The organism is Micrococcus sp. EYE_212 (genome assembly GCF_023147585.1).
Taxonomy (GTDB): domain Bacteria; phylum Actinomycetota; class Actinomycetes; order Actinomycetales; family Micrococcaceae; genus Micrococcus.
On sequence record NZ_JAHXOZ010000008.1, the window covers coordinates 1 to 26,436 of the forward strand.

At 74.2% G+C, this 26,436-nt stretch carries 22 protein-coding genes; 13 read left to right on the plus strand and 9 right to left on the minus strand.

From position 1 onward, the window contains the following. Positions 1-184: 184 nt before the first annotated feature. A complete protein-coding gene (gene serS, locus KZX60_RS06480; protein ID WP_248116632.1) occupies positions 185-1,471 on the minus strand; it encodes a serine--tRNA ligase in 1,287 nt (428 codons plus the stop codon). Between the two features lie 41 nt (positions 1,472-1,512). Here serS and KZX60_RS06485 point away from each other — a divergent pair, with 41 nt between their 5' ends. Next, positions 1,513-2,640: a diacylglycerol kinase family protein gene (locus tag KZX60_RS06485; RefSeq protein ID WP_248116635.1), complete on the plus strand. Its 1,128-nt coding sequence runs from the start codon at positions 1,513-1,515 to the stop codon at positions 2,638-2,640. Positions 2,641-2,678: 38 nt separating this feature from the next. Here KZX60_RS06485 and pheA read toward each other — a convergent pair whose 3' ends face one another. Both pheA and KZX60_RS06495 read right to left on the minus strand, forming a co-directional pair. Further along, positions 2,679-3,611 (minus strand): prephenate dehydratase, encoded by a 933-nt coding sequence (gene pheA / locus KZX60_RS06490; protein ID WP_248116637.1) that lies wholly within the window; start codon positions 3,609-3,611, stop codon positions 2,679-2,681. Continuing rightward, positions 3,608-3,934 carry a rhodanese-like domain-containing protein gene (locus tag KZX60_RS06495; RefSeq protein ID WP_248116639.1) on the minus strand — a complete coding sequence of 109 codons (327 nt, stop codon included), beginning with the start codon at positions 3,932-3,934 and terminating at the stop codon, positions 3,608-3,610. Before KZX60_RS06495 ends, pheA begins: the two co-directional genes overlap by 4 nt. 54 nt (positions 3,935-3,988) lie before the next feature. Between KZX60_RS06495 and KZX60_RS06500 the strand changes: the two genes are divergently transcribed. After that, complete coding sequence (locus tag KZX60_RS06500; protein WP_248116641.1) at positions 3,989-5,461, plus strand: amidase; 1,473 nt, start codon at positions 3,989-3,991, stop codon at positions 5,459-5,461. Positions 5,462-5,485: 24 nt separating this feature from the next. Here KZX60_RS06500 and KZX60_RS06505 read toward each other — a convergent pair whose 3' ends face one another. The 3 genes from KZX60_RS06505 to KZX60_RS06515 form a co-directional block, all read right to left on the minus strand. Next, entirely contained in the window at positions 5,486-6,052 is a 567-nt protein-coding gene (locus KZX60_RS06505; RefSeq protein ID WP_248116643.1) for a DUF4190 domain-containing protein, read from the minus strand. 225 nt (positions 6,053-6,277) lie between these two features. Further along, positions 6,278-8,434 (minus strand): PIG-L family deacetylase, encoded by a 2,157-nt coding sequence (locus tag KZX60_RS06510; protein WP_248116644.1) that lies wholly within the window; start codon positions 8,432-8,434, stop codon positions 6,278-6,280. Beyond that, on the minus strand, positions 8,431-9,594 hold the full coding sequence (locus tag KZX60_RS06515; protein ID WP_248116646.1) for an acyl-CoA dehydrogenase family protein: 1,164 nt from the start codon (positions 9,592-9,594) through the stop codon (positions 8,431-8,433). Before KZX60_RS06515 ends, KZX60_RS06510 begins: the two co-directional genes overlap by 4 nt. A 167-nt stretch (positions 9,595-9,761) precedes the next feature. On the opposite strand from KZX60_RS06515, the gene KZX60_RS06520 reads away from it, so the two are divergent. The 5 genes from KZX60_RS06520 (at position 9,762) to KZX60_RS06540 (ending at position 16,831) form a co-directional block, all read left to right on the plus strand. After that, complete coding sequence (locus KZX60_RS06520) at positions 9,762-10,238, plus strand: Fur family transcriptional regulator (protein WP_248116648.1); 477 nt, start codon at positions 9,762-9,764, stop codon at positions 10,236-10,238. Between the two features lie 51 nt (positions 10,239-10,289). After that, positions 10,290-12,641 (plus strand): catalase/peroxidase HPI, encoded by a 2,352-nt coding sequence (gene katG / locus KZX60_RS06525; protein ID WP_248116650.1) that lies wholly within the window; start codon positions 10,290-10,292, stop codon positions 12,639-12,641. A 171-nt stretch (positions 12,642-12,812) separates the two neighbouring features. Further along, positions 12,813-14,531, plus strand: coding sequence for a phosphoglucomutase (alpha-D-glucose-1,6-bisphosphate-dependent) (pgm, locus tag KZX60_RS06530; protein ID WP_248116651.1), 1,719 nt, complete (start codon positions 12,813-12,815; stop codon positions 14,529-14,531). A 52-nt stretch (positions 14,532-14,583) separates the two neighbouring features. Beyond that, the gene (locus KZX60_RS06535) at positions 14,584-16,275 is read left to right on the plus strand and encodes an aldehyde dehydrogenase family protein (RefSeq protein WP_248116652.1); all 1,692 of its coding nucleotides are present in this window, start codon (positions 14,584-14,586) and stop codon (positions 16,273-16,275) included. Between the two features lies 1 nt (position 16,276). After that, a complete protein-coding gene (locus KZX60_RS06540; RefSeq protein WP_248116653.1) occupies positions 16,277-16,831 on the plus strand; it encodes a hypothetical protein in 555 nt (184 codons plus the stop codon). 3 nt (positions 16,832-16,834) lie between these two features. On the opposite strand, the gene KZX60_RS06545 is transcribed toward KZX60_RS06540, so the two are convergent. Then, positions 16,835-17,680, minus strand: a complete 846-nt coding sequence (locus KZX60_RS06545) for a glycerophosphodiester phosphodiesterase (RefSeq protein ID WP_248116816.1) — start codon at positions 17,678-17,680, stop codon at positions 16,835-16,837. Positions 17,681-17,851: 171 nt separating this feature from the next. Between KZX60_RS06545 and KZX60_RS06550 the strand changes: the two genes are divergently transcribed. Together KZX60_RS06550 and KZX60_RS06555 are read left to right on the plus strand one after the other, a co-directional pair. Continuing rightward, the gene (locus KZX60_RS06550; RefSeq protein WP_248116654.1) at positions 17,852-18,964 is read left to right on the plus strand and encodes a hypothetical protein; all 1,113 of its coding nucleotides are present in this window, start codon (positions 17,852-17,854) and stop codon (positions 18,962-18,964) included. Positions 18,965-19,080: 116 nt separating this feature from the next. Then, positions 19,081-19,629, plus strand: a complete 549-nt coding sequence (locus KZX60_RS06555; RefSeq protein WP_248116655.1) for an NYN domain-containing protein — start codon at positions 19,081-19,083, stop codon at positions 19,627-19,629. An 18-nt stretch (positions 19,630-19,647) separates the two neighbouring features. Here KZX60_RS06555 and KZX60_RS06560 read toward each other — a convergent pair whose 3' ends face one another. After that, positions 19,648-20,079: an Lrp/AsnC family transcriptional regulator gene (locus tag KZX60_RS06560; protein WP_248116818.1), complete on the minus strand. Its 432-nt coding sequence runs from the start codon at positions 20,077-20,079 to the stop codon at positions 19,648-19,650. Positions 20,080-20,109: 30 nt separating this feature from the next. Here KZX60_RS06560 and KZX60_RS06565 point away from each other — a divergent pair, with 30 nt between their 5' ends. The 3 genes from KZX60_RS06565 (at position 20,110) to KZX60_RS06575 (ending at position 24,295) form a co-directional block, all read left to right on the plus strand. Further along, complete coding sequence (locus tag KZX60_RS06565; protein ID WP_248116656.1) at positions 20,110-21,540, plus strand: DUF6421 family protein; 1,431 nt, start codon at positions 20,110-20,112, stop codon at positions 21,538-21,540. A 40-nt stretch (positions 21,541-21,580) separates the two neighbouring features. After that, positions 21,581-22,654: a beta-eliminating lyase-related protein gene (locus KZX60_RS06570; RefSeq protein ID WP_248116657.1), complete on the plus strand. Its 1,074-nt coding sequence runs from the start codon at positions 21,581-21,583 to the stop codon at positions 22,652-22,654. Positions 22,655-22,870: 216 nt separating this feature from the next. Then, positions 22,871-24,295, plus strand: coding sequence for an amino acid permease (locus tag KZX60_RS06575; RefSeq protein WP_248116820.1), 1,425 nt, complete (start codon positions 22,871-22,873; stop codon positions 24,293-24,295). Between the two features lie 40 nt (positions 24,296-24,335). Here KZX60_RS06575 and KZX60_RS06580 read toward each other — a convergent pair whose 3' ends face one another. After that, the gene (locus KZX60_RS06580) at positions 24,336-25,181 is read right to left on the minus strand and encodes an HAD-IIB family hydrolase (protein WP_248116658.1); all 846 of its coding nucleotides are present in this window, start codon (positions 25,179-25,181) and stop codon (positions 24,336-24,338) included. A 57-nt stretch (positions 25,182-25,238) separates the two neighbouring features. Here KZX60_RS06580 and KZX60_RS06585 point away from each other — a divergent pair, with 57 nt between their 5' ends. Then, the gene (locus KZX60_RS06585; protein ID WP_248116659.1) at positions 25,239-26,321 is read left to right on the plus strand and encodes a malate dehydrogenase; all 1,083 of its coding nucleotides are present in this window, start codon (positions 25,239-25,241) and stop codon (positions 26,319-26,321) included. The last annotated feature ends 115 nt before the right edge of the window (positions 26,322-26,436 follow it).

The window sequence follows — 26,436 nt, forward strand, 5'->3', positions numbered from 1 at the left end:
AAGGGCCCCGGTGAGGGGCTCGCGCCTCTATTAGCGATCCGTGGTCACCAGACCGGTCCTCGGTGACAACACCCCCCGGATCATGCAGTCGACTGGGGGCAACGATCATGCCGAGGACCGGCTGGCCGGCACCTGCTCATCCTGATCGATGGAGGAGCCACGAGAAAGGTAACGGGGCACGGGGTCAGAGGACCTCGAACCGCTCCAGCCCGCCCACGTAGGGGCGCAGCGCCTCCGGCACGGTCACGGAGCCGTCCGCGTTCTGGTGGTTCTCCAGGATCGCGACGATCCACCGCGTGGTGGCCAGCGTGCCGTTGAGCGTGGCGACCACGCGGGTGCCGCCCTTGGCGCCGTCGTCATTCTTCATCCGCTCGCGGATGTTGAGGCGGCGCGCCTGGAACGTGGTGCAGTTCGAGGTGGAGGTCAGCTCTCGGTAGGTGCCCTGCGTGGGGACCCACGCCTCGCAGTCGAACTTGCGGGCGGCGGAGAGGCCGAGGTCGCCGGCGGCGGTGTCGATCACGCGGTAGGGGACCTCGACGGCCGCGAGCATCTGCTCCTCCCACGCGAGCAGGCGGGCGTGCTCCGCCTCGGCCTCCTCCTGCGTGGTGTAGACGAACATCTCGAGCTTGTTGAACTGGTGCACGCGGATGATGCCGCGGGTGTCCTTGCCGGCCGAGCCGGCCTCGCGGCGGTAGCACGTGGACCAGCCGGCGTAGCGCACGGGCCCCTCGGAGAGATCCATGATCTCGTCCGCGTGGTAGCCGGCCAGGGCGACCTCGGAGGTGCCCACGAGGTAGAGGTCGTCCCGCTCGAGGCGGTAGATCTCGTCGTCGTGCTGCACGTCGAAGCCGGTGCCCTGCATGGTCTCGGGGCGCACGAGCGTGGGCGGGATGACGGGCACGAACCCGTTCTCGATCGCCAGGTCCAGGCCCATCCGCATGATGCCCAGCTCGAGGCGGGCGCCCACGCCCTTGAGGAAGCTGAAGCGGGCACCGGAGACCTTCGCACCGCGCTCCATGTCGATCGCGCCGAGCAGCTCGCCGAGCTCGAGGTGGTCCCGGGGCTCGAAGCCGTCCGCCGCGAAGTCGCGCGGCGTGCCGACCTCCTTGAGCACCTCGAAGTCGTCCTCGCCGCCGGCCGGGATGCCCTCCACGATGAGGTTGGGGAAGCCCCGCTGCAGGTCGGCCACCTGCGCCTCAGCCTCACCGGAGGCCACCTCCGCCGCCTTCACCTGCGCGGCGAGGTCCTTCACCTCGGCGAGCAGGGCCTGCTTCTCCTCGCCCTGGGCCTGCGCCACCTGCTTGCCGAACGCCTTCTGCCGGGCGCGCAGCTCCTCGAAGCGGGTGATCGCGGAGCGCCGCGCGGCGTCCGCCTCGAGGAGGCGGTCCACGAGGGACGCGTCCGCCCCACGGGCCTCCTGGGAGGCGCGGTACTTCTCGGGCTGCTCGATGAGGTCCTTGACGTCGATCACCCGCCCAGACTAGCGAACCCGCGCCCCTCTAGACTGGCCGCATGCCCCTCGAACTGATCCTGGCCGTCCTCGCCCTCGTCGCGGTGGTGGCCCTGGCCGTCGTCGTGATCGGCCACGTGGTCTCCGGCCGGCGCCGCGACCGCGAGATCGCCGCCCTGCGCGCGGACCGCCAGTCCCTGGCCGCCCGTGTCGAGGAGCTGCGGGAGCGCGTCGTCGCCACCGAGGAGGCCGCGGCGCCCTCCCACGAGGTGGCGCTGATCCTCAACCCCGTGAAGAACGACGCGGAGCAGGTCCGCGGCAAGGTGATGGACGCCGTGCGGCACTACGGGTTCGGCGAGGCGCTCGTGCTGGAGACGGCGGAGGACGACGCCGGCACCCAGATGGCCCGGGACGCGATCGAGGCGGGCGTCGGGCTCGTGATCGTGGCCGGCGGCGACGGCACGGTGCGGCTCGTGGCGGAGGAGCTCACCGGCTCCGGCATCCCGCTGGGCGTGGTCCCGATGGGCACGGGCAACCTGCTGGCCCGCAACCTCGACCTGCCGATCAACGACCTCGAGGAGTGCATCCGCATCGCCCTCCACGGGCGCCGCCGCGTGATCGACACGGTGGACATCCGCCTCACGGACGCGGACGGCGGTCAGCGCCGGAACACGTTCACGGTGATCGCCGGCGCCGGCTACGACGCGGACATCATGGGCGACACCCGCGACGACCTGAAGAGCAGGGCGGGGTGGCTCGCCTACAGCGAGGCGGGGCTTCGCCACCTGGGCGGCGCGCGCCACGAGGTCACCGTCACCCTCGACGGCGGCACGACCAAGCGCTTCAAGGTGCGCAGCGTGATGGTGGCCAACTGCGGCATGCTCACGGGCGGCCTGGAGCTGCTGCCGGAGGCCAAGCTCGACGACGGCCTGCTGGACGTGGTGGTCCTCTCCCCGAAGCACGCCCTCGACTGGGCACGGATCGCCGCCAAGACCCTGGTCCGCTCGAAGCGACCCATCCCCGTGCTCGAGACGGAGCAGGCCACGCGGGTCTCGATCCGCCTCGCCGAGCCGATGCCCTCCCAGCTCGACGGCGACGCGACCGGCGACGTCGTGGCCATCGACGCCCGCGTCCAGCCGGACACGCTCACCGTGATGATCGGGAACGAGGAGCGCGCCTCGGTGGAGTGAGCCGGCGGACGAGCCGGCCTCGGCGTCGAGGACCCGGGTCAGCGCCCGCGCAGCCCCTCGACCCACTCCCGGCCGGCCCGATAGGCCTCGTCCGAGGTGTGCGGCGCCACGACGGCGGCCCGGTGCTCGGCCCGCGGGTAGGAGCCGAGGAACCGCACGCCCGGGAAGATCCGGTGCAGGGCGGCCAGCGCCGCCCCCACGCGCTCCTCGGCGAGGTGCCCCTCGAGGTCGATCGAGAAGAAGTACTGGCCCAGCCCCGTGCCCGTGGGCCGGGACTCGATGCGCGAGAGGTTGACTCCGCGCGTCGCGAACTGGTCGAGGATCTCCCGCAGCGCACCCGGGTGGTCGTTCGGCAGCGGCACCGTGAGGGTGGTCTTGTCCGAGCCGGTGGGCGCGGGCAGTGAGCCGGGCCGGGAGACGAGCACGAAGCGCGTCACGGCGCCCGTCACGTCCTCGACCCGCTCCGCGAGCACGGGCAGACCGGTCTGCTCGGCCACGAGCGGTGCGCACACGGCGGCGTCGAAGGCCGCGCCCTCCAGCAGCAGGCGCGCGCCCGCGGCGGTGGAGGAGGCGGGGGTGAACTCCGCCGCGGGCAGGGTCGCCTCCGCCCACCCCCGCACCTGGGCCCACGCGTGCGGGTGCGTGGTGATGCGGCGGACGTCCCCGAGCCCCGTGATCCCGGGCCGCCCCACGAGCACGAAGCTGATGGGGACGAGCACCTCGGCCAGGATCTGCAGCTCGTCGCCCAGGGCGATGTCGTCCAGGGTGGCGGAGACGCCGCCCTCGACCGAGTTCTCGATGGGCACCATCGCCCGGTCCACCTCGCCGGCCCGGACCGCGGCCAGGGCCGAGATCACCGACGCGGCGGGCACGAACTCCGAGCCCTCCTCATCCGCGACCCGGCGGAGCGCCGCCTCCGTGAAGGTGCCCTCGGGGCCCAGGAAGGCGTAGCGGGGACGCTCAGGGCTCACTTGACGGTCGGCTCGGCGTCGCCGTCGGCCTCCATGGGCTTGCCGGCCTCGAGCCACGCGCCCGAGCCGCCGGCCACATTGATCGCCGAGTAGCCGCGGCCCACGAGGAACTCCGCGGCGCGCGCGGAACGGCCGCCCGTGCGGCAGATCACGTGGTAGTCGGTGTCCGGGTCCAGCTCCTCCAGGCGGTCCGGCAGCTGGCCCAGCGGGATGTGCTGGGCGCCGGCGGCGCGCCCCAGGGCCCACTCGTCGTCCTCACGCACGTCCAGGATGGGGGCGTCGGCGGGGATCTGGTCCACGGTCACGGTCTCGAAGTTGCTCATGGCTCCACCCTACGGCGGCGCCCGGACACCACAAGGCTGGCTACCCTCGTCCCCATGGAGAACTCCGCCGCCCGCACCGCCCGACTCCTCGACCGCTCCGCCGTGGAGCTGCGGGACGCGCTGGCCGCACGCGAGCTGTCCGCGCGCGAGGTCACCCGGGCCGCGCTCGACGCCGCCCACGCGAACGCCGACCTCGGCGCGTTCGTGGTCCTGGACGAGGAGCGCGCTCTCGCCCGGGCGGACGCGCTCGACGCCGAGTCCGCGCGCCGCGGCTCGCACGCCGCCGGCTCCGGCGCGGACGCCCGGCGCGCAGCGGGCGACGACGTCGTCCCCGCCTCCCTCCACGGCCTGCCGGTGGCGTTCAAGGACCTGGTCGACGTGGCCGGGCTGCCCACGCGGCAGGGCTCCGCCCTGCTGGCCGACGCCCCGCCCGCCGCCGAGGACGACCCGCTCGTGGCCCGCCTCGGCTTCGCGGGGACCGTGACCCTCGGCACGACCACGGTCCCCGAGTTCGGCCTCGACTCGTACTCGGAGAACCTCGTGGACGCCCCCGCCCGCAACCCCCTGGACCCGGCGCGCACGCCCGGCGGCTCCTCGGGCGGCTCGGCCGCGGCGGTGGCCGCCGGGATCCTGCCGTTCGCCCCCGGCTCCGACGGCGGCGGCTCGGTGCGCATCCCCGCCGCGGCCTGCGGGCTCGTGGGCCTCAAGCCGGGCCGTGGCACGCTGCCCACGGACCGGTCGGAGGACACCGTCCGCAACCTCACCGTGGCCGGCCCCCTCGCCCACACCGCGGCGGACGCGGCCCTGCTCTTCGACGTCCTCGCCGGCACGGAGGGCTTCGCCGGCCGCGCCCTGACGGACGTGCGCAGCACCGTGGAGCGGGCGAGCGCGGGCGAGCGCGGGGACCCCCGGCGGATCGGGGTGACCATGGCCTCGCCCTTCAGCCCGGACGTGGAGATCACGCTGGCCCGCCCCGCGATCGCCGCCCTCACCCGTGCCGCGGCCGCCCTGGGCGGCGGCGGCCACCGCGTGGAGCAGTTCAGCCCCTACTACGGCGAGGACTACCACCGGGACTTCCGCACGGCGTGGACCTCGGGCCTGCTCGAGGCGCCCCTGCCCGACGGCGCCGAGGTGCACCTGGGCGCCGTCGCGGCCTCGTTCCTGCGCTCCGCGCGGGCGACGGGCGCCGAGGAGATCAGCGCCGCCGTCGCGCGCCTGGAGGAGTGGGCGCACGGGATGCGCGCGCAGTTCTCGGACGTGGACGTCGTGATGACGCCCGTGCTGGCCACGGCGCCGCCCCTCGTGGGGCACTTCCTCGCCATGGCGCCGGAGGAGAACTACGCGGCGCAGTGCGCCTTCACCCCCTACACGTCCATGGTCAACGTGATGGGCCTGCCCGCGGTGTCCGTGCCCGTGCTCACCGACGACGACGGCCTGAGCTGGTCCGTGCAGCTCATCGGCCGGGCAGGCACCGAGGGGGCCCTGCTGCAGCTGGCGGCGCACCTGGAGCTGCTGCTGGCGGGGTGAGCGGGGCCCCGCGGTCTCCGGTGATCAGGCGTCCAGGCCCTGGACGGCGTCGTTGTACACGGCGTCCATGGACATGCCCATCACCACGATCAGGAGGATGAACCCCACGACGAGCAGCGCCAGCAGCGCGAGGGAGATGTAGTTCATCACCAGCCCCGCGATGGCCATGCCGCGGCCGTTGGGCTCCCGCTTGAGGCCCATGTGGCCCAGCACCACGCCCACGATGGGCGGGAAGAACAGCATGACGCCGCCGACCAGGGACACGATGCCGAGAATCATGGAGGACACGGACAGCCCTGTGCCCGCGGTCTGCCCCGGTGCGAGGGGCTGGCCGCCGTACGTGTAGGCGGACATGCCGCCGCCGTACGCGCCGTAGGACCCCGGGGCGGTCCCGTGGGCACCCGGGGATGCGCCGTCGCCGCCCCGGCCGTACGGTCCGGGCGCGGTGGTCTCCGGCCCACGCGTGCCGGAGGCGTCCGGCCAGCCGGCGGCGCTCGACCCGTTCGCGCCGTCGGCGGAACCGCTCCCGTACCAGCTCGGCTGGGACGCGGGAGCGCGGTGCGGGTCGGGCTGGGCGTTCGGCTCGGTCATGTCACCAGTCTAGTCGGCAGGGCCTCACGCGACCCAGGCCCGGTCACTGGCCACCGGACCCGCCCGCCGGTCACCGCGCTGCCGAACCTGCCCCACCGGACCCGCCTCCGCGCGAGCTGGGCGCAGTACTGCCAGGCAACCTCGGGGGTTGCCTGGCAGTACTGCGCCCAGCTGAAGGGCAGGCGCGCCGGACAGGCGCTCCAGGCCGATGCGCCCTGGGCCCGCTCACTCCCCGCCCGCCTCCCGCAGGAACCCGGAGAACCCTCCGGGGGTGCGGCCCACCAGGCGGGCCGAGGTGCAGACGCGCGCGCGGTCCGTGGCGATCACCCGCTCCTCACCGAGTGCCCGCACCGCCCCGGTGAGCTCCACGTCCTCGTGCTCGGGGACGGCCGGGAAGCCGCCCGCGGCCTCGTAGAGGGACCACGGCAGGCCCAGGTTGGCGCCGTGCACGTGGGGGTGCCCCTCGCCGTGGCGGTAGGCGGCCCGCCAGGCCTCGAGCGCGGCGTGGCGGGCGGTGCCGGCGGCGCCCTCCGCCGCTCCGGAGCCCTCACCGGAGCCCGCGCCGCCTGCCTCCAGCTCGACGTCCACGGTCCCGAGCACGAGGGCCTCCCGCTCGCCCGCCGTCGTCGTCTGGGCGAGGAGCCAGTCGGCGGGGACGCGCGAGTCCGCGTCCGTGGAGGCGAGCCAGAGGCGCTCCGCGGGCACGTCCGGGAAGAGGCCGCGCGCGTGCCCCGCCGCGGCCCTGCGGGCCCGGCCGACGCCGCCCTCGCCGTCGCCGAGCTCGAGCACGTGGAGACGCGGGTCCGCGTGGCGGGCGCGCTCGGCGACCGACACGGTGGCGTCCTCGCACCCGTCCGCCGCCACGACGACGGCCACGGAGCCCTGTGCGTGGTGCTGCTCCCAGCGGTCCATGGCCGTGCTCAGCGCCGCGAGGCAGCCGGGCAGCAGGGCCTCCTCGTTCCGAGCCGGCACCACGACCACGGCGTGGGTGGCCGCGGCCGCGCGCACGTGGAGGCTGATCCGGAAGTCGTCCTCGGTGTGCTCGGCATGCAGGCGCCAACGCGGGTCGGCGGCCACGCGGGCGTGCACCGTGTCCCCGTCGAGGGGCCAGCCCTGGATCGGGTGGCGCCAGTGGCACAGCAGCAGCTCCCCGCCGGGGGCGAGGTCCTCGGCCACGCGGTCGAGCATGGCGTCCAACTCCTCGGGCTGCAGGAAGTAGCCGATCTCCGAGGCGATCACGAGGTCGGCCCCGGCCGCGTCCGCGGGCCACTCCCCCGGCAGCACCGCGCGGCGCACCTCGGCATCGGGCAGGCTCGCGAGCCGCTCGGCCGCCCGCTCCACCGCCACCGGAGAGGCCTCGAGCCCCACCACGCGCTCCGCCCGCTCGGCCACCTGCGCGGTGAGCACGCCGATCGACGCGCCCGCCTCCACCACGGTGCGGTACCGCGGGCGGGTCAGCATCGCGAGGGTGAGCGCGCGCTTGCGGGCCTCGTAGGGGGAGCTGAGGTACCGCCACGGGTCCGCGTGCTCCCGGTACAGCCGGTCGAACACGGCCGCGGCGCGGCCGGCGTCGGCGTCCTCGGGGCCGGAGTAGCGGTGCACCTCGAAGGGCCGCTCGTGGTGGGCCAGGACGTTCGGGCCGAGGATGGCCTCGTCGCCGGGCGCCTCGGACAGCGGCGCCACCTGGGAGGCGTGCGCGGCGAGGGAGGCGCGGCGGGCCGCCCGGTCCTCATCGGTGAGGGGCAGCCGCCGGTAGCGGCGCGCGGGCAGGTCCGCGGGGTCGCCCCAGTGCCAGAACCAGATGGGGAACGCGCACAGCGGCAGGTCGCGCTCGCCGGCCAGGTCCGCGACGACGGCGCCCACCGCCTCGTGGTCCGCGTGCCCGTCCCCGGGGTCATGGGAGGCGAGGACGACGGCGCCGTCCGGGTGCGCACGGAGGTGCTCCTCGATCGCCGCGACGACCGCCTCCCGCACCGCGTCCGCGTGGTCCGCGACGCCGGAGTCGGGCAGGCCGAGCGAGGCCCAGGTCAGCGCCTCGCGGCGGTCCCCGCCGTCCGGGCCGGTGCCGGCCGCGAGCGCGTCCATCGCGTGGTCCATCTCCCCGCGGCGGATCCGGACGAGGTCCTCCGGCGTGTGGGTCGGCGAGTCCGGGTGGGAGGCCTCGCCCGCGGTGGCCACGAGCACGCGCACGCCGGCCCCTCCCCGCAGCGCCGCGCGGATCAGGCCGGTGGCGCCGAGCGTCTCGTCGTCCGGATGCGCGACGGCGACCAGCAGCAGGGTGCGCGGGGTCCAGTCCGGCGGGGTCAGGGCGGGCAGCTCGGCGATGCCCCCCGCGGCCCAGGCGTCCTCGGAGGTGCCGGCGTCCAGGTGGGAGAAGCTCACCAGGCCCACGCACCGTCGGTGGTGGGGACCGGCGCCGCGTCCCGAGCGTCCCCGCGCTCCAGCAGGGCCCGGCCGAGGCGTGCGTCGTCGCGGTGGCCGTGGTGCTGGCGCAGGTAGACCTGCAGGTCCGCCACGGCCCGCGCGTGCCGCGCGTTCCCCGTGAGCGGGCCGGGACCGGTGGCCTGCCCGACGACGTCGAGCACCTCCGTGCACAGCTGCGTCACGGTGCCGCGGATGCGGTCGGCCTCGAGCATGCCGTCCCCGTGGTCGAGGCGCCCCGCGTCCACGTCGGCGGCCGCGCGCGCGAGGAGGGTGCCCATCGCGTGCAGGAGGCGGTCGACCCGGCCGAGCGCGGCCTCGCCGACCTGGTCCGGGCCGGAGCCCGCGCCCGCCGCCCGCCGCCGCAGGGAGTCCCGCAGGGTGCGCGCGATGCCGACGGCCCCGCCGAACCACACCGCGGCCACCCCGATGCCGCCCCACGCGAAGCCCGGGCGGGTCAGGTACCACTCGTCCTTGCCGACGGGCTCGCCGGGGACGTCCGCGAAGCGCAGGCCGACGGTGGTGATGGGGGCCAGGCCGAGGGCGGGCCACGCGGCGTCGGCCGCCGTCACACCGGGATCGCCGAGGTCCACGAGGAGGGCGTGGCGCACGCCGTCGCCGTCCTTCGCGGTGACGACCGCGTGGGAGCACTCGTCTGCGAGAGAGCACCAGGGCTTCTCGCCGTCGAGGCGCCAGCCGTCGGCGGTGCGGCGCACCGTCGGGGTCTGCCCGCCCGACTCGGACGCGTAGACGCCGAGCATGCCCTCCGGGGCGGGGACGCCGGCCTGGGACAGGATCGAGAGCGCGTCCAGGTGGGGCTCGAGCACCCGGGCGGCGGAGAGGTCCTGCGCGGCCACGGAGGCGAGCAGCTCCCACTGCTCGCGGGTGGCGCCCTCGCCGGTCAGCGGGAGGTCGAGAGGGGCGTCGCCGTCGGCCGCGCCCTCCCTCAGCAGCGCCACCATCGGGGCGACGTCGCCCCCGCAGGCCGCAGCAGTCGAGAGGAAGGCGGCGTCGTCGCGGGGAAGCACGCGGGCGCCCGTGGGGAGCGGCCCCCGCGCTCCCCGTGTCGACGGCCGCTCCCCGGAGACCAGGGGGAGCCGGACGGGCTCGGGTGCGCTCATGACGGGGCCTTTCTTCCGCGTACGGCCGCGGTGCCGCACTGGGCGTTCACCCTAGCGAGCGGCCCCGGAGCGGGGGAACGGCCCGGGGCCGGGGCGTCACACGCGGAGACGGACGCGGCAGGGGCGCTTTCTTGACAAGTTCCAGAAAAGGCGGTGACATGGGGCCCATGCGCCCGTCGTCGACAGCCCCGCTCCCCGAGAACGCGCTCCTGCGCGACGCCGGGCTGCGTGTGACGCGCCCACGGCTCGCGGTGCTGAGCGCCCTGCGCTCCCACCCGCACGCGGACGCGGCCGCCGTCCTGACCGCGGCGCGGGAGGTCCTGCCCTCCGTCTCGCACCAGGCGGTCTACGACTGCCTCCACGCGCTCACCGAGGCCGGGCTCGTCCACTCGATCCAGCCCGCCGGCTCCGCCGCGCGCTACGAGATCCGCCGCCATGACAACCACCACCACCTCGTGTGCCGCGGGTGCGGCGCCGTGGTCGACGTGCCGTGCCACACCGGGTCCGCCCCGTGCCTGCAGGCGCAGTCGGACCACGGGTTCCTCATCGACGAGGCCGAGGTCTACTACTGGGGCCTGTGCCCCGCGTGCCGCGACGGGCAGGACGAGGCGGCCCCGCCGTCGTCGTCCGCCGCGGCCCCCTGAGCCCCCCATCCATCCCGCGACCCCACCTTCCGTCCCCGAAAGGATCACGCCATGAGCGCTGAAGAGAAGAACCTCCCGCACGGCGAGGAGAGCACCACCGTCGGCGAGATGAACGACACGGTCGCCGTCGGCCAGCCCACCGTGCCCCGCCACGACGCCGACGGCCCGGACACGGCCACCGACGCCGCGGCCAGGAACCCGCAGTCGGACGCCGCCGAGGGCAAGTGCCCCGTCGCGCACGGCGCCCCGCTGGCGCACCCGACCTCCGGCGACGCCAACCAGCAGTGGTGGCCGAACCGCCTGAACCTGAAGATCCTCGCGAAGGACCAGCCGGTCCAGCGCCCCGAGGACGGCGGCTTCGACTACCCGGCCGCGTTCGAGAAGCTCGACCTCGCCGAGGTGAAGGCGACCATCGCCGAGGTGCTCACCACCTCCAAGGACTGGTGGCCGGCCGACTTCGGCAACTACGGCCCGTTCATGATCCGCATGGCCTGGCACTCCGCGGGCACCTACCGCGTGACCGACGGCCGCGGCGGCGCCGGCGAGGGCCAGCAGCGCTTCGCGCCCCTGAACTCCTGGCCGGACAACGCCTCCCTGGACAAGGCCCGCCGCCTCCTGTGGCCGGTCAAGAAGAAGTACGGCCAGTCCCTCTCCTGGGCCGACCTGATCGTCCTGGCCGGCACCGTGGCCCACGAGGTCATGGGCATGCCCACCTTCGGCTTCTCCGGCGGCCGCATCGACGCCTACGAGCCCGCGGACGACGTCTACTGGGGCCCCGAGACCGAGTGGACCAACGGCGGCGCCGAGCGCTACAAGGGCGACCGCGAGCTGGACAACCCGCTCGCGGCCGTCGAGATGGGCCTGATCTACGTGAACCCAGAGGGCCCCGAGGGCGAGCCTGACCCGCTGAAGTCCGCCAAGGACATCCACGAGACGTTCTCCCGCATGGGCATGAGCGCCGAGGAGACCGTCGCGCTGATCGGCGGCGGCCACACCTTCGGCAAGACCCACGGCGCCGGCCCCGTGGAGGGCAACATCGGCGCCGAGCCCGAGGCCGCGGACATCGAGCAGATGGGCCTGGGCTGGAAGAACGCCTACGGCGAGGGCAAGGGCCGCGACACCATCACGTCCGGCCTCGAGGTCACCTGGACCTACCACCCCACCCGCTGGGACAACGAGTTCTTCCACATCCTCTACGCGTACGAGTGGGAGCTCATGGAGTCCCCGGCCGGCGCCAAGCAGTGGCGCCCCGTCAACGGCGGCGGCTCCGACATGGTGCCCGAGTCCGACTTCCGGGGCCGCCGCGAGCCCCGCATGCTGACCTCGGACCTGGCCCTGCGCTTCGATCCCGTGTTCGGCGAGATCTCCCAGCGCTTCAAGGACGACTTCGGCGCGTTCCAGGACGCCTACGCCCGCGCGTGGTTCAAGCTGACCCACCGTGACATGGGCCCGATCGCCCGCCACTACGGCCCCGAGGTGCCCGCCGAGGAGCTCGTGTGGATGGACCCGGTCACCGCCCCGGCGACGGTCCCCGGCGACGCCGAGGTCCAGGCCGTCAAGGACGCCGTGGCCGGCTCCGGCCTGTCCGTGACGGAGCTCGTGAAGACCGCGTGGGCCGCGGCCTCCTCCTTCCGCTCCTCGGACAAGCGCGGCGGCGCGAACGGCGGCCGCATCCGCCTCGAGCCGCAGCGCTCGTGGGAGGTCAACGAGCCGGCCGTGATCGGCCCGGTCATCGCGAAGCTGGAGCAGATCGCCGAGCAGACCGGCGTCTCCTTCGCCGACACCCTCGTGATCGCGGGCAACTGGGCCGTGGAGAAGGCGGCCGCCGATGGCGGCGTGCCCGTCTCCGTGCCCTTCACCCCGGGCCGCGGCGACGCGACCCAGGAGCAGACGGACGTGGAGTCCTTCCGCCACATGGAGCCCAAGGTGGACGGCTTCCGCAACTGGGATCCGCGCCCGTCCAAGCAGTTCCCGTCCGAGTTCGCGCTCGTGGACCGCGCCAACCTGATCGGCCTCTCCGCCCCGGAGATGACGGTGCTCGTGGCCGGCCTGCGCGTGCTGGGCGCCGTGCCCGCGGGCTCGAAGGACGGCGTGTGGACGGAGAACGTGGGCGTCCTGTCCCAGGACTTCCTCACCGCGATCACGGACATCGACACGCAGTGGGAGAAGGTGGCCGAGGGCCGGTACCGCGGTGTGACCGCCGAGGGCAAGGAGCTCTTCGGCACCCGTGACGACCTCGTGTTCGGCTCCAACTCCGAGCTGCGCACCCTGTCCGAGGTGTACGCCGCCGACGACGCCAAGGAGAAGTTCGTGCGCGACTTCGTGGCCGCGTGGGCCACGGTCATGGACGCGGACCGCTTCGACGCGCGCCGCGCCGCCAAGGAGTCCACGAACCAGGGCTGACGCCCCTGGGCCTCGGACGCCCGGACGCGCCGAGGTCCTGGCCGGACGACGACGGGCGCTCACCCTCGCGGGTGGGCGCCCGTCGTCGTGGGGGGCGGGTGCGTCAGGCCAGGACCGTGCGGCAACCGCGAGTTCTTCCCCCGCTCACCCGCGCGTGCCAAGGTGAGGGGCATGACCGAGAACGCCGCTCCCGTCCCCGCCTCCCAGCGCCCTGGCACCCCCGCACTGCCGGAGGACCTGATCGACGTCGAGGCCCTCCTCGAGGCCTACCGCACGGGCCACCCGGACCCGTCCGACCCGGCGCAGAAGGTCGTCTTCGGCACCTCCGGCCACCGCGGCTCCGCGTTCAAGACCTCCTTCAACGACGACCACATCGCGGCGATCACGCAGGCCGTGGTCGAGTACCGCGCAGAGAAGGGCATCACGGGCGCCGTCCTCGTCGGCCGTGACACCCACGCCCTCTCCGAGCCCGCGCAGGACACCGCGGTGCAGGTGCTGCTCGGCAACGACGTCGAGGTGCTCGTGGACGCGCGCGGCGGCTACACGCCGACCCCGGCCGTCTCCCACGCGATCCTGCACCTCAACGAGGGCCGCGACCTCACGCCGGCGGGCTTCTCCGCCGACGGGGACAACACCGGTCTCGTGGACGGGCTGGTCATCACGCCCTCCCACAACCCGCCCGCCGACGGCGGCTTCAAGTACAACCCTCCGCACGGCGGCCCCGCGGACACCGAGGCCACGTCCTGGATCGCGAACCGCGCGAACGAGCTGCTCGCCGCGGGCCTCGACGGCGTGCGCCGCGTGGGTGCGGACGAGGTCGCCGGCCATCCGAAGCTGGGCGAGTTCGACTTCCTGGACCGCTACGTCACGGACCTGCCCGAGGTGATCGACCTCGAGGCGATCCGCGAGGCCGGCGTGCGGATCGGCGCGGACCCCATGGGCGGCGCGTCGGTGGCGTACTGGGGCGAGATCGGCAAGCGGCACAGGCTGGACCTGACCGTGGTGAACCCGGAGGTGGACCCGCGGTTCGGCTTCATGACGCTGGACTGGGACGGCAAGGTCCGCATGGACTGCTCCTCCCCCCACGCGATGGCCTCGCTCATCGAGCGCATGACCCCGGACGCGGACGGGGTGGCCCCCTTCGACGTCGCCACCGGCAACGACGCCGACGCGGACCGTCACGGCATCGTCACCCCCGACGGCGGGCTGATGAACCCCAACCACTTCCTCGCGGTGGCCATCGACTACCTCTACCGCAGCCGGAAGGGGTGGCCGCAGGACGCCGGCGTCGGGAAGACCCTCGTCTCCTCGTCGATGATCGACCGCGTGGCGCGCGACCTCGGGCGCGACCTCGTGGAGGTGCCGGTGGGCTTCAAGTGGTTCGTGCCCGGCCTGCTGACCGGCACGGGCGTGTTCGGCGGCGAGGAGTCCGCGGGCGCGTCCTTCGTGACCTTCGACGGCGACGCCTGGTCCACGGACAAGGACGGCCTCCTGCTGTGCCTGCTGGCCGCGGAGATCATCGCGGTCACGGGCCAGTCCCCGTCCGAGCGCTACCGGGACCTCGTGGCCCTGCACGGCGCCCCGGCCTACGCGCGCATCGACGCCCCGGCCACCGCCGAGCAGAAGGCCCGCCTCAAGGAGCTCACCGCGGACGACATCACCGCCGAGACCGTGGGCGGCGAGCAGATCCTCCACGCCCTCACGACCGCCCCGGGCAACGGGGCGGCGATCGGCGGGCTCAAGGTGGTCACGCAGAACGCGTGGTTCGCCGCGCGCCCCTCCGGCACCGAGGACGTCTACAAGATCTACGCGGAGTCCTTCCTGGGCGAGGAGCACCTGGCGCAGGTGCAGCAGGACGCGCAGCGGCTGGTGGACGGCGTCATCGGCTGAGCGCGGAGGCGCACCCTGCCGCCGCCCAGCCCGCCTGGGTAGCGTGGGCTCCATGAGCAACGGCACCCCCGAGCAGCCCCGTCCCCGCCACGCGAGCGAGGAGCCGGACACGACCCGCACCGACGCCGCCTCCCCCCACGACGGCAACGTCACGGACACCGCGGACACCGCGGACGACGCAGCGGCGACCGGCACCCCGGCCCTCCTGACGACGGCCGGGGCCCTCCCGGAGGGCCTGGCCGCGGACGTCGGCTGGGACCTCGGCGAGGACGAGCCCGAGGAGGAGACCGCCGAGCCCCTGCGCGAGCCGCTGCCCACCGAGGCCCTGCCGATCATGCCTGCCGGCACCCGACCCGAGGAGCCGCACGCCGCCGTCGGGAGGCTGCGCGCCGCCGCCCGCCTGCGCGCCGCCCACCCCCGCACCGTGCGCCTGCACCAGCTGCGCGGGCTGAAGCGGATGCTCACGGAGCAGCAGGAGCGGTTCGTGAACGCCCTGGGCGAGGACCTCGGCAAGGCGCCCACGGAGGCGCTGATGACCGAGGTGATCTCGGTGCGCTCGGAGGTGGACCACGCGATCCTGCACCTGAGCGAGTGGATGGAGCCGCGGCCCGCAAAGCTGCCGCTGACCCTGCAGCCCGCGAGCGCCGAGGTGCGGCCACGGCCCAAGGGGCTCGTGCTGATCATCGGCGCGTGGAACTACCCCGTGCAGCTCACGCTCGCCCCGCTGGTGGGCGCGCTGGCGGCGGGCAACGCCGTGGTCATCAGCCCCTCGGAGAAGGCGCCCGCCACGGCCCGTGCCCTGCAGGAGCTGCTGCCTCAGTACCTGGACTCCGCGCTGATCTCCGTGGTGGCCGGCGGCAGGGACTGCAACACCGCGCTGCTCGCGGAGCCGTGGGACCACATCCTCTACACGGGCGGCGAGCGCGTGGGGCGGATCGTGTACGAGGCCGCGGCCAAGACGCTCTCCCCCGTCACGCTGGAGCTGGGCGGGAAGTCCCCGGCGGTGGTGACGCCCGCGCGCAACACGGGGGCGATGGCCCGCCGCCTCGCGTGGGCCAAGTTCACCAACGCGGGCCAGACGTGCGTGGCCCCGGACTACATCCTCGCCGTGGGCGAGGAGGCCCACGCGCAGGTGGTGGCCGAGCTGCCGAAGGCGATCCGCGAGTTCTACGGCGCGGAGCCGCGCGAGTCCAAGGACTACGGCCGCCTCATCTCCGCCGAGCACGCCCAGCGCCTCGCGGACATGGTGGAGAAGGACGTGGCTGCCGGCGCCGAGGTGCTCGTGGGCGGCGAGGTCGACCCGGCCGCGCGCTACATGGCGCCCACCGTGGTCACGGGCGTGCAGCCGGACGGCGCGCTCATGCAGGAGGAGCTGTTCGGCCCCGTCCTGCCCGTGCTGAAGGTGGGGGCGTTCCAGGACGCGCTGGACTTCATCGCCGACCGCCCGCACCCCCTCGCGGCGTACCTCTTCACGGACCGCCCGCGCCTGCACCGCGCGTTCGACGAGCAGGTCCAGGCCGGCGGCCTCGGCTACGACGTCGCCCTGCTGCACGCCGGCATCACCACGCTGCCCTTCGGCGGCATCGGATCCTCCGGGATGGGCGCGTATCACGGGCAGGCGGGCTTCGAGACGTTCTCCCACCTGCGCCCGTCCATCACGAAGTCGGACCAGGTGGACACGCTCAAGACCGCGTACCCGCCGTACGGCTGGATGAAGCGCAAGATGATCCCGAAGATGCTCTGACATGGACAGCCGGCTGCGCCGCCTGCCGCCGGCCCTGGTGATGACGGGCCTCCTCGCCGTCACCGGGTGCGGTGCCGGTCCGACGTCGGGAGGGTCATCGGAGGGTGCCGGCGCCGGGTCCCCGAGCGGGGCGACGCCGTCGCGCATCTCCGCCTCCGACCTCGCCGCGCCCGGCGCGGCTCGGGGCCGGGGCGGCGATCTGCCGGTCGGCACGCAGCCCCACGCGGTGACGTCCCTGGCCTGGGACGGGCGCCCCGTGGCGACGGGTCCGTGGACGAGCGTGGACGTCGACACGGGCGCGCCGTTCACGTTCACCGCTCGGGAACTGTGCGGGCAGCCGCGCGTGGACGTCCTGAGCGTGATGCCGGACGGGTGGCAGGCGCACCCGAGCGAGGGCCAGCCGGCCGTCGCGTGCCTGCCCGAGGACGAGACCGCCTCGGCGTCCGAGGCGGTGCGTCGGCTCTTCGACGGCCCGGTGGCCGTGGACGAGGCGGAGGACGGCGCGCTCACCCTGACGCGGGCCGGCGTCGAGCTGGTGCTGACGCCGCGCCGGTGAGGCTCAGCGCTGCGGCCAGAGGCCGCGGCGCGTGAAGACCTCCGCGAGGACGTCGGCACGGTCGGTCATGACGCCGTCGACGCCGAGGTCCAGGAGCCGCTCGATCTCCTCGGCCTCGTCCACGACCCACACGTGCACGGGCAGGCCCGCAGCGTGACAGCGGCGCACGAAGTCGGCCGTCACCACCCGGATGCGCCCGTGCCGGATCGGCACCTGCACGCAGTCGATGTCGAGGGCGTGGCGGCGCAGCCACCCCGTGAGGCCAAGCGGGCCGAGCAGGACGAGCGCGGCGATGGCGGCGGCCCCGCCCGACGTCGCGATGCGGTGCGGGCCGTGCGCGCGCTCGGCGTGGCCGAGGGCGGTGAGAGAACGCCGGAAGAGGCGGCGGCGGGAGTCGTGGAAGGACGCGACGAGCACGCGGTCCCACGCCTCGTGCTCGGCGAGCAGGTGGGCCATGGCGGGGGCGGCCGCGCGGTCCTTGAGGTCCACATTGAGGCGGGCCTCGGGGAGTGCGGTGAGGAGGTCGGCGAAGCGCAGGAGCGGCTCGCCGCCGACCATGACGGAGTGGAGCTGCTCCCACGTGACGTCGGAGATCCGGCCGCGGCCGGTGGTGACGCGGTCCAGGGTCTCGTCGTGGAAGACCACGAGCACGCCGTCCTTCGTGGTGCGCACGTCCAGCTCGAGGTAGGCGAAGCCCGCATCACAGGCCGACTGGAACGCCGCCAGCGAGTTCTCCCGCTCGTTCCCGGCGCCGCGGTGCGCGAAGCCGAGGGGCCGGCCGACACGGCCGGGCAGGGAGTCCGCGAGGTAGGCGGGGGCGGGACGGGGCGTTGGCCGGGGCGCACGCAGGGAGCGCGCGGGACGGGCACGCGGGGACGGCGACGGGCCTGAGGACGGCACGGTTCGGCGGGTCACGGGGTCAGGGTAGCGGGCGCCCGGAAACCTCCCGTTGCGAGTCCGACGGCGACGAGGGTGCTTCCTAGACTGGACCCACCTCGTCCCCGTCTTCAGGAGCCCTCCGTGCCCCGCACCTCGTCCCGCTCGCGTGGCCGGGCCGGGCCGTCCTCGCGCCCCGTCCACCACCGCTTGATCTGGGTCGACGTCGCCCGCTGCCTCGCGCTGATCTCGATGATGCTCGCCCACACCGCGCCCACCGGCGGCCCCGGCGGTGTCCTGAACCTCACCGAGCACCTCACGGCGGCCCTGTTCGCGGCGCTCGTGGGCGTCTCCGCCCGCCTCGAGGTCCAGCACCTGGGCATCGGCCGCGCGGCGGCCCGCGCGGTCATCCGGGCGCTCGTCCTCGCGGCGTGCTCCTGGCTCGTCGGGTTCTTCGGCGCCCAGGTGCACGACATCCTGCCGCACCTCGCCGTCGTCGCCCTCCTCACGGGCCTGCTCGCCGCGCTCCCGCTCGCCGCGCAGCTCGTCCTCGCCCTCCTCTCGGCGTCCGGCGGCGTCGCCCTCGTGGCCCAGGGCACGACGGCGGCCGTCGCCGCACTCCTGCCGCTGGCCGACGCGGTGGGCCTGCCCGCGGACCGCCTCGCGACGGGCGTGGCCACGATGCTCACCGACGCGCCCTACCGCCTGCCCCTGCTGCTCGCGTGGGCGCTGCTCGGAGCGGTCGTCCTGCGCACCCTGCACGGGACCCGCGAGGACCCGGCCCGCCGCATGCGCGTGGACGCGGTGTGGTGGGCGGTCGGCGGGGCGGCCCTGGCCGGCGTCGTCCTCGCGTCCTCCCGCGCGAGGACCGGTGCGATGCCCGTCCCGTACTCCGGCACCGTGCCCGAGGTCCTCGTGGACACCGGCCTGGTGCTGCTGGTGCTGGGACTGTGCGCCGCCGTCGTGCCGAACCACGCGAACCCCGCCACCGAGCTATTCTCCATCCCGGGAGCGATGACCCTGTCCGTGTACGTGGCGCACCACGCCTACCTCGGGTGGGTGGCGCACCTGGCGGGGCCGGGCCCGTGGCGCACGCCCGGCGGCGCGGACGACACGTGGTTCAACGTGGTCGTGCTGATCCTCGGCGCGGTCGCGCTGCCCCTGCTGTGGCGCACGTACGTGCGGTCGCGGCCCTGGCGGGCGGGCCCGATCGAGGGCGTGGCGCGCCTCGTGACGGACCGGATCGGCGGCCGCTGATGGCCCGCCGCGCCGACCTTCCCGCGGGCTCGCTCGAGACGCCCGCCGTCGAGTTCCACCCCGCCACCGCCACCGCCCCGCGGACCGCGTCCGCCCCGCGGGGTAGCCTCGAGACCGTGAGCGAGCGAACCACCTACCTGCTGGTCGACGGCGAGAACATCGACGCGACCCTCGGCACGTCCATCCTCCAGCGGCGCCCCCAGTCCGACGAGCGGCCGCGCTGGAAGCGCCTGCTTCACTTCATGCAGGACCACTGGAACCAGCCCGTCAAGGGCCTGTTCTTCCTCGCCATCGACGGCGAGATCCCGATCCCCTTCGTGCAGGCGCTCACCGCACTCGGCTACCAGCCGATCATGCTGCGCGGCGAGGGCAAGGTCGTGGACCTCGGCATCCAGAAGACCATGGCCGCGCTCCAGGCACGCGAGGACGACGTCGTCCTCGTCAGCCACGACGCCGACTTCGCCCCGCAGCTGGCCGACCTGGCCTCCACCCCGGGCCGCCGCACCGGCATCATCGGCTTCGAGGAGTTCCTCTCCGGCATCCTGCGGGCCATCCCGGGCGTGGAGTTCTTCGACCTCGAGTACAAGGTCGAGGCGTTCGACTCGTCCTTGCCGCGCCTGCGCGTCATCGACGTCGCCGAGTTCGATCCGCTCGAGTTCCTCTGAGCCACCGGGGCCCGTGCGTCAGCGCACCGGGCCGGGCTCCTCGAGGGGCAGCATCGGGCGGTGCTCGTAGAAGGTCTGCAGCACCACGGTGGTCCGCGTGTTCACGGAGGCCACGTGGCGGATCTCGTTGACGAGCGCCTCGAGCTCGCGTGGCGAGCCCACCCGGACGAACAGCATGTACGCCGCGTCCCCGGCCACGGAGTGGCAGGCCTCGATCGCGGCGACCCCCTCCAGGAGCTGCGGCGCGTCGTCGGGCTGCCGGGGGTCCAGTGGCGTGATCTCGGTGAAGGCCGCGAGCGGCTTGCCGACCGCCTCGGGGTCCAGCAGCGCCCGGTATCCGGTGATCACCCCGCTCCCCTCGAGCTTGCGCAGCCGCGCTTGCACCGCGGACGAGGAGAGGCCGACCCGCTCCGAGAGCTGGGCGAGGGTGGCACGCGGATCACAGGAGATTTACCGGCGACACAGCGACAGGAGGCGTTCATGACCACTTCTCTGCCCACGGAGCAGGCCATCATCGGCGAGCCGGAGGTCGTCGAGGACGCCCGCCACGCCGAGTCCCACCCGGCCTGGCTGCGACTCAAGGCGGCCGCCACGGCACTCCAGGGACACCAGGCCGAGGACGGCTCGGTGCCTGACCCCGTCGACCACCCCGCCGCCCGCGACCACGTCGCCGTGATCACCGCCGCCGTCGCCACGCTGGCCCCGCTCTTCCCGCACGACGCCGCCTACCTCGCCGCCCTGCCCCGCGACGTCGCGCGCTGGGAGGCGGACGGCTTCGGCGTGCCCGACTTCCTGGACTCCCTCGTGGCGTTCCAGCCGCAGGAGCACCGCGTGGACGGCATCCGTCACCTCGTGGTCTTCCCGATGTACACCCAGAACGGCTCGCCCGACCGACACGTCGAGGCCCTGATCGTGGATGCCATCTGGCCGGAGTTCATCGCGGACCTCGAGGCCGGCGACCACGGCAACAAGCTCTTCCTGTCCCTGCGGCTGATCGACTTCACGCCGGGCTACGACACGAACTCAGCGGTGCTGTTCCCCGAGACCGTGGCGATGCGCGAGAGCCCCACGTTCACGTGGGGCGCGATCTTCCAGGACCGCGAGGCGGCCCGCTTCCGCCGCGTCGTCGCCGCGGCCGCGGACATCACGAAGCTGGACCTGCCCGCCGACGCCGCGGAGCTCGTGGCGGACCAGGACCTCGCCGAGAGGACGTTCGTCATGTGGGACCTCATCCACGACCGCACGCACATGCGCGGCGACCTGCCCTTCGACCCGTTCATGATCAAGCAGCGCATGCCGTTCTTCCTCTACACGCTCGAGGAGATGCGCTGTGACTTGACCGCGTTCCGCGAGTGCGTCCGGATCGAGCAGGCCCTCACCGCCCGCGCGGAGGCCGGGGAGGACCTGAGCGAGACGGAGCAGGCGACCCTGCGTCACGCGAAGCTCGTGCACTACGCCGTGCTCTTCGACCGCGTCTTCCGCTTCGCGCTCACCGGCTCCCGCGTGCGCAACTACGACGGCCTCGGCGGCCAGCTGCTCTTCGCGTGGCTCCACCGCCGGCACGTGGTGGAGTGGCGGGACGTGAAGCTCAGCGTGGACTGGGAGGGCCTGGCGCCGGCCGTCGTCGCGCTCGGCGACGCGATCGACCGGCTGTACTGGGAGTCCATCGACCGCCCCAAGACCGTGCACTGGCTCAAGGCCCACGAGCTGGTCGCGTCCGTGGTGGCCCCGCATCCGGCCTCGGCGTGGGCGCAGGGCCTCCCCCAGGACGTGCTGGCGGGCCCGCCGAAGGGGCTCACCGACCTCGTGCTCGACGACGAGTTCCCGCTCTCCATGTTCTTCGAGGCGCTCGAGAAGAAGATGCGGGGCGTCATCGTCTCCACGGCCGGCATCCGCGCCGCGGACGCCTGAGGCGCGTCGCACGATGACCACCCACCGGAAGGGGACCGACATGCAGAGGATCCACGACGCCGAGAGCCGCGGGTTCGCCTCGGACAACTACTCCGGGGTGCACCCGGAGGTCCTCGCGGCGATCGCCGAGGCCAACGGCGGCCACCAGACCGCCTACGGCGAGGACGCCTACACCGCCCGGCTGCAGGAGGTGGTCCGCGGGCACTTCGGCGAGCAGGCGCAGGCCTGGCCGATGTTCAACGGGACGGGCGCGAACGTCGTCGCCCTGGAGTCCATGCTGCCGCGCTGGGGCGCGGTGGTCTGCGCGGACACCGCCCACATCCACGTGGACGAGGGCGGCGCGCCGGAGAAGGCCGCCGGGATCAAGCTCCTGCCCGTGTCCACCCTGGACGGCAAGCTCACCCCGGAGCTGATCGACGCCGAGGCGTGGGGATGGGGGGACGAGCACCGGGCCCAGCCCCTCGTCGTCGCGATCACGCAGTCCACCGAGCTCGGCACCCTGTACACGCCGGAGGAGATCCGCGCGATCACCGAGCACGCGCACGCGCGCGGCATGACGGTGTTCCTGGACGGGGCGCGGATCGCCAACGCCGCGGCCGCGCTCGACCTGCCGCTGCGTGCGTTCACCACGGACGCCGGCGTGGACGTGCTCTCCCTGGGCGGCAGCAAGAACGGGGCGCTCGCCGCGGAGGCGATCGTGGTGCTGAACCCGGACGCCGTGCAGGGCCTGGCCTACCTGCGCAAGCACCAGATGCAGCTCGCGTCCAAGATGCGCTTCGTCTCGGCGCAGCTGATCGCGCTCTTCGACGGGGACCTGCACCTGCGGATCGCCGGCCACGCGAACGCCATGGCCCGGCGCCTCAGCGACGCCGTGACGGCCGGCATCGCGGACGGCTCCCTCCCCGGGGTGGCGCTGACCCAGAACACCGACGTCAACGCGGTCTTCGCGACCCTGCCGGCCGGCGTCGCGGACCGGCTGCGCCGGTCCTTCCGGTTCTACGACTGGGACCCCGCGACGGGCGAGGTCCGCTGGGTGTGCAGCTTCGACACCACGGAGGAGGACGTCGACGCGTTCGTCGCGGCCCTGCGCGAGGAGCTCGCCGCGGCGGGCTGACCCGAGGGCGACGCGCGCCGCGGCCCCGTCCGGGTGTAGAGTTCTGCGACCTCGAATCCGGGGTGGAGGCGCCGGACGTGCGCCCGCCCCCAGCGACGAAAGACCTCCGTGAACTCCAGAGACACCCCCGGCTCTGCCCTGCCGGCCGGCAGCACCGCCGCCGGCCCCGCCGCCAGCACCGCCGCCCTTCCCGCCCCGTCAGAGGCGCACAACGGCCTGCGCCGCACCCTGGCCGCCCGCCACCTGATGATGATCGCGATGGGCGGCGCCATCGGCACCGGCCTGTTCGTGGCCTCCGGCAACAGCATCGCCACCGCCGGCCCCGGCGGCGCGCTGCTGGCGTACGTCGTCATCGGCTTCATGGTGTTCCTGCTCATGCAGTCCCTCGGCGAGATGGCCACCTACCTGCCGGTCTCGGGCGCCTTCGAGGAGTACGCCACCCGGTTCGTCAGCCCCTCGTTCGGCTTCGCCATCGGCTGGAACTACTGGTACAACTGGGCGATCACGGTGGCCGCGGAGCTCGTCGCGGCCGCTCTGGTCATGCGCTACTGGCTCCCGGACGTCCCCTCGTGGGCCTGGTCTGCGCTCTTCCTGGCGATCCTCTTCGGCCTCAACGCGCTCTCCACCCGGGCCTACGGCGAGTCCGAGTTCTGGTTCTCGCTCATCAAGGTCGTCACCGTGGTGGTCTTCCTCGTCCTCGGCGTCATGATGATCGCCGGCATCCTCGGCGGCGCCGCCCCGGGCTTCGAGAACTGGACCACCGGCGAGGCCCCGTTCGTGGGCGGCGCCCCGGGCATCCTCGCGATCTTCCTGGTGGCCGGCTTCTCCTTCCAGGGCACCGAACTCGTCGGCGTCGCGGCCGGCGAGGCGGAGGACCCGGAGAAGAACGTCCCGAAGGCCATCCGCACCGTGTTCTGGCGCATCCTGCTCTTCTACGTCGGCGCGATCACCGTGATCGGCTTCCTGATCCCCTACACCAGCCCCAACCTGCTGGGCAGCGGCGTGGAGGACATCTCGATCTCCCCGTTCACCCTGGTGTTCGAGAACGCCGGCGTGCTGGCCGCGGCCGCCGTGATGAACGCCGTGATCCTCACAGCGATCCTCTCCGCCGGCAACTCGGGGCTGTACGCCTCCACCCGCATGCTCTGGGCCCTGGCCGACTCGGGCAAGGCCCCGCGGTTCCTCGCCAAGGTCAACCGCCGCGGCGTTCCCATGAACGCGCTGCTGGTCACCACCGCCGTCGGCGCCCTGTGCTTCCTCACCACCCTCGTCGGAGACGGGGCCGCCTACGTGTGGCTCGTCTCCGCCTCCGGACTGGCCGGGTTCATCGTGTGGATGGGCATCGCGTGGAGCCACTACCGGTTCCGCCGCGCGTACATCGTCCAGGGCGGCCGCCTCGAGGACCTGCCCTACCGCGCCGCGCTCTTCCCGTTGGGCCCGATCGTCGCGCTGCTGCTGTGCACCGTGGTGGTCCTGGGTCAGGGGTACGGGGCGTTCGGCGAGGGCGTGGACCTGCTCGCCGCAGCCACCGCGTACCTCGGCCTGCCGCTGTTCCTGGCCCTGTGGCTCGGCCACAAGCTGGTCACCGGCTCGAAGCCGGTGCGCGCCGAGGACGCCGACCTCACCCGCGAGCGCTGGTGACCCCGGCGGCCGGGCCGGGCCGGTCGGCCGCGCCCGCCCGTCAGACCTCCGGCAGCGCCAGCAGCTCCTCGATCGCCCCGGCCACGCCGTCGTCGTCGCAGGCCCCGACCACCGCGTCCGCCGCCGCGCGCAGGCTCACGTGGCCTGAGGCCACGGCGCAGCCGAGGCCCGCCCACGCAAGCATCTCGGCGTCGTTGGGCATGTCCCCGAAGGCGACGACGTCCGCCGGCGCGATCCCCCGGCTCGCCGCGAAGTCCGCGAGGGTGGCCGCCTTGTGCACGCCCGGCGCGGACATCTCCACGAGGGCCACGCCGGGCGCGGAGTGCGTCGCGCTGACGAGCTCCCCGAGCTCGGCGCGCGCGGCCTCCAGGAACGCGTCCGGCTCGAGGGCGGTCGAGCGGGCCATCAGCTTCACGACGACGGCCTCCGCGGGCAGCACGCCCTCGAGGGCAGCCGCGGCCGGCGTGGCGTCCTCGAACGCCGACGCCTCCGTGAACGCGGTCTCCCAGAAGAAGCCGTCGAGTGTCTCGGCGCCGAACGTGGCGGTGGGGTCCAGGGCCCGCAGCCGCTCGACCGCCGTCCACACCGTCCCCCGCTCCATCGGGCGGGACTCGAGCACCTCGCCGGTCGCGGGATCCACCACCACGGCGCCGTTGGAGCAGATCACCGGTCCGACGTCGCCCAGCTGGTCCGCGAGCGCGTCCAGCCAGCGCAGCGGCCGCCCCGTCACGAACACGACGACGACGCCCGCCTCGTGCGCCGACCGCAGCGCCGCGATGGTCCGCGGGGAGAGCCGCCCCGAGCGGGTGTGCGCGTAGCCGATGACGGTGCCGTCCAGGTCCGTGGCGACGAGCCGGGGGCGGCGGATCGAGGTCGGCAGAGGCATGCGTCGAGTCTAGGCGGGGTCCTCGCGAGGGGCGCGGGCAGTTGGCAGGATGAGCGCATGGACACCCAGAGCAGCGCCGCGCGCACCGCCCCCGCCCCCATGAGTGCGGCCCAGACCCCCCGCACCGTCACCGTCACCGGCGCGGCCGGCAACATCGGCTACGCGCTGCTCTTCCGGATCGCCTCCGGCGAGATGCTCGGCGCCGACGTCCCCGTGCGCCTGCGCCTGCTCGAGGTCCCGGCGGCGCTGCGGGCCGCCGAGGGCACGGCGATGGAGCTCGCGGACGCGGCGTTCCCCCTCCTCGCGGACGTCCAGGTCACGCACGATCCCGCGGTGGCCTTCGACGGCGTGCAGCACGCCCTGCTCGTGGGCGCCCGCCCGCGCTCGGCCGGCATGGAGCGCGGCGACCTGCTCGAGGCCAACGGCGGCATCTTCGGGCCCCAGGGCCAGGCGATCAACGACCACGCAGCGGAGGACGTGCGCGTCGTCGTCGTGGGCAACCCGGCGAACACGAACGCGCTGATCGCCGCCTCCCACGCTCGGGACGTGCCGGCCGACCGCTTCACCGCGCTCACCCGCTTGGACCACAACCGCGCGGTCTCGCAGCTCGCGGCGAAGGCCGGCGTCGCGGTGACCGCCGTGGACGGCATCACCATCTGGGGCAACCACTCGGCCACGCAGTTCCCGGACCTCACCCACGCGCGCGTGCGGGTGGGCGGCGCCGACGGCGGCTGGCGCCCCGCGCTCGAGGTCGTGGACGCCGGATGGGCCGCCGAGGAGTTCATCCCGCGGGTGGCCGAGCGCGGCGCGGAGATCATCAGCGTGCGCGGGGCGTCCTCGGCGGCGTCGGCCGCAAGCGCGACGATCGACCACATGCGCGACTGGTTCCTCGGCACGGGCGTGGGCACGGACGGGCAGGCCCGGCGCACCTCCGCGGCGATCGTGTCCGACGGCTCCTACGGCGTGCCCGAGGGCCTGATCAGCTCGTTCCCCGTGGAGTCCGAGGGCGGGCAGTGGCGGATCGTGCCGGGTCTGGAGCCAGACGCCGCTCTGCTGCCGGACGCGGCTGAGCGCCTGGAGAGGACCGTGGCCGAACTCGACGAGGAGCGGGAGGCCGTCACGGGGCTCGGGCTGCTCTGAGCGAGCCGGCTGGGGAACGGGCGGGCACCGGACGACGGGACGCCGCCCGCCCCTCAGGGTGGTCACGACACGCCGTCTGGAGGCATGGCACGCGGCGTGTTGTGACCACTCTGCG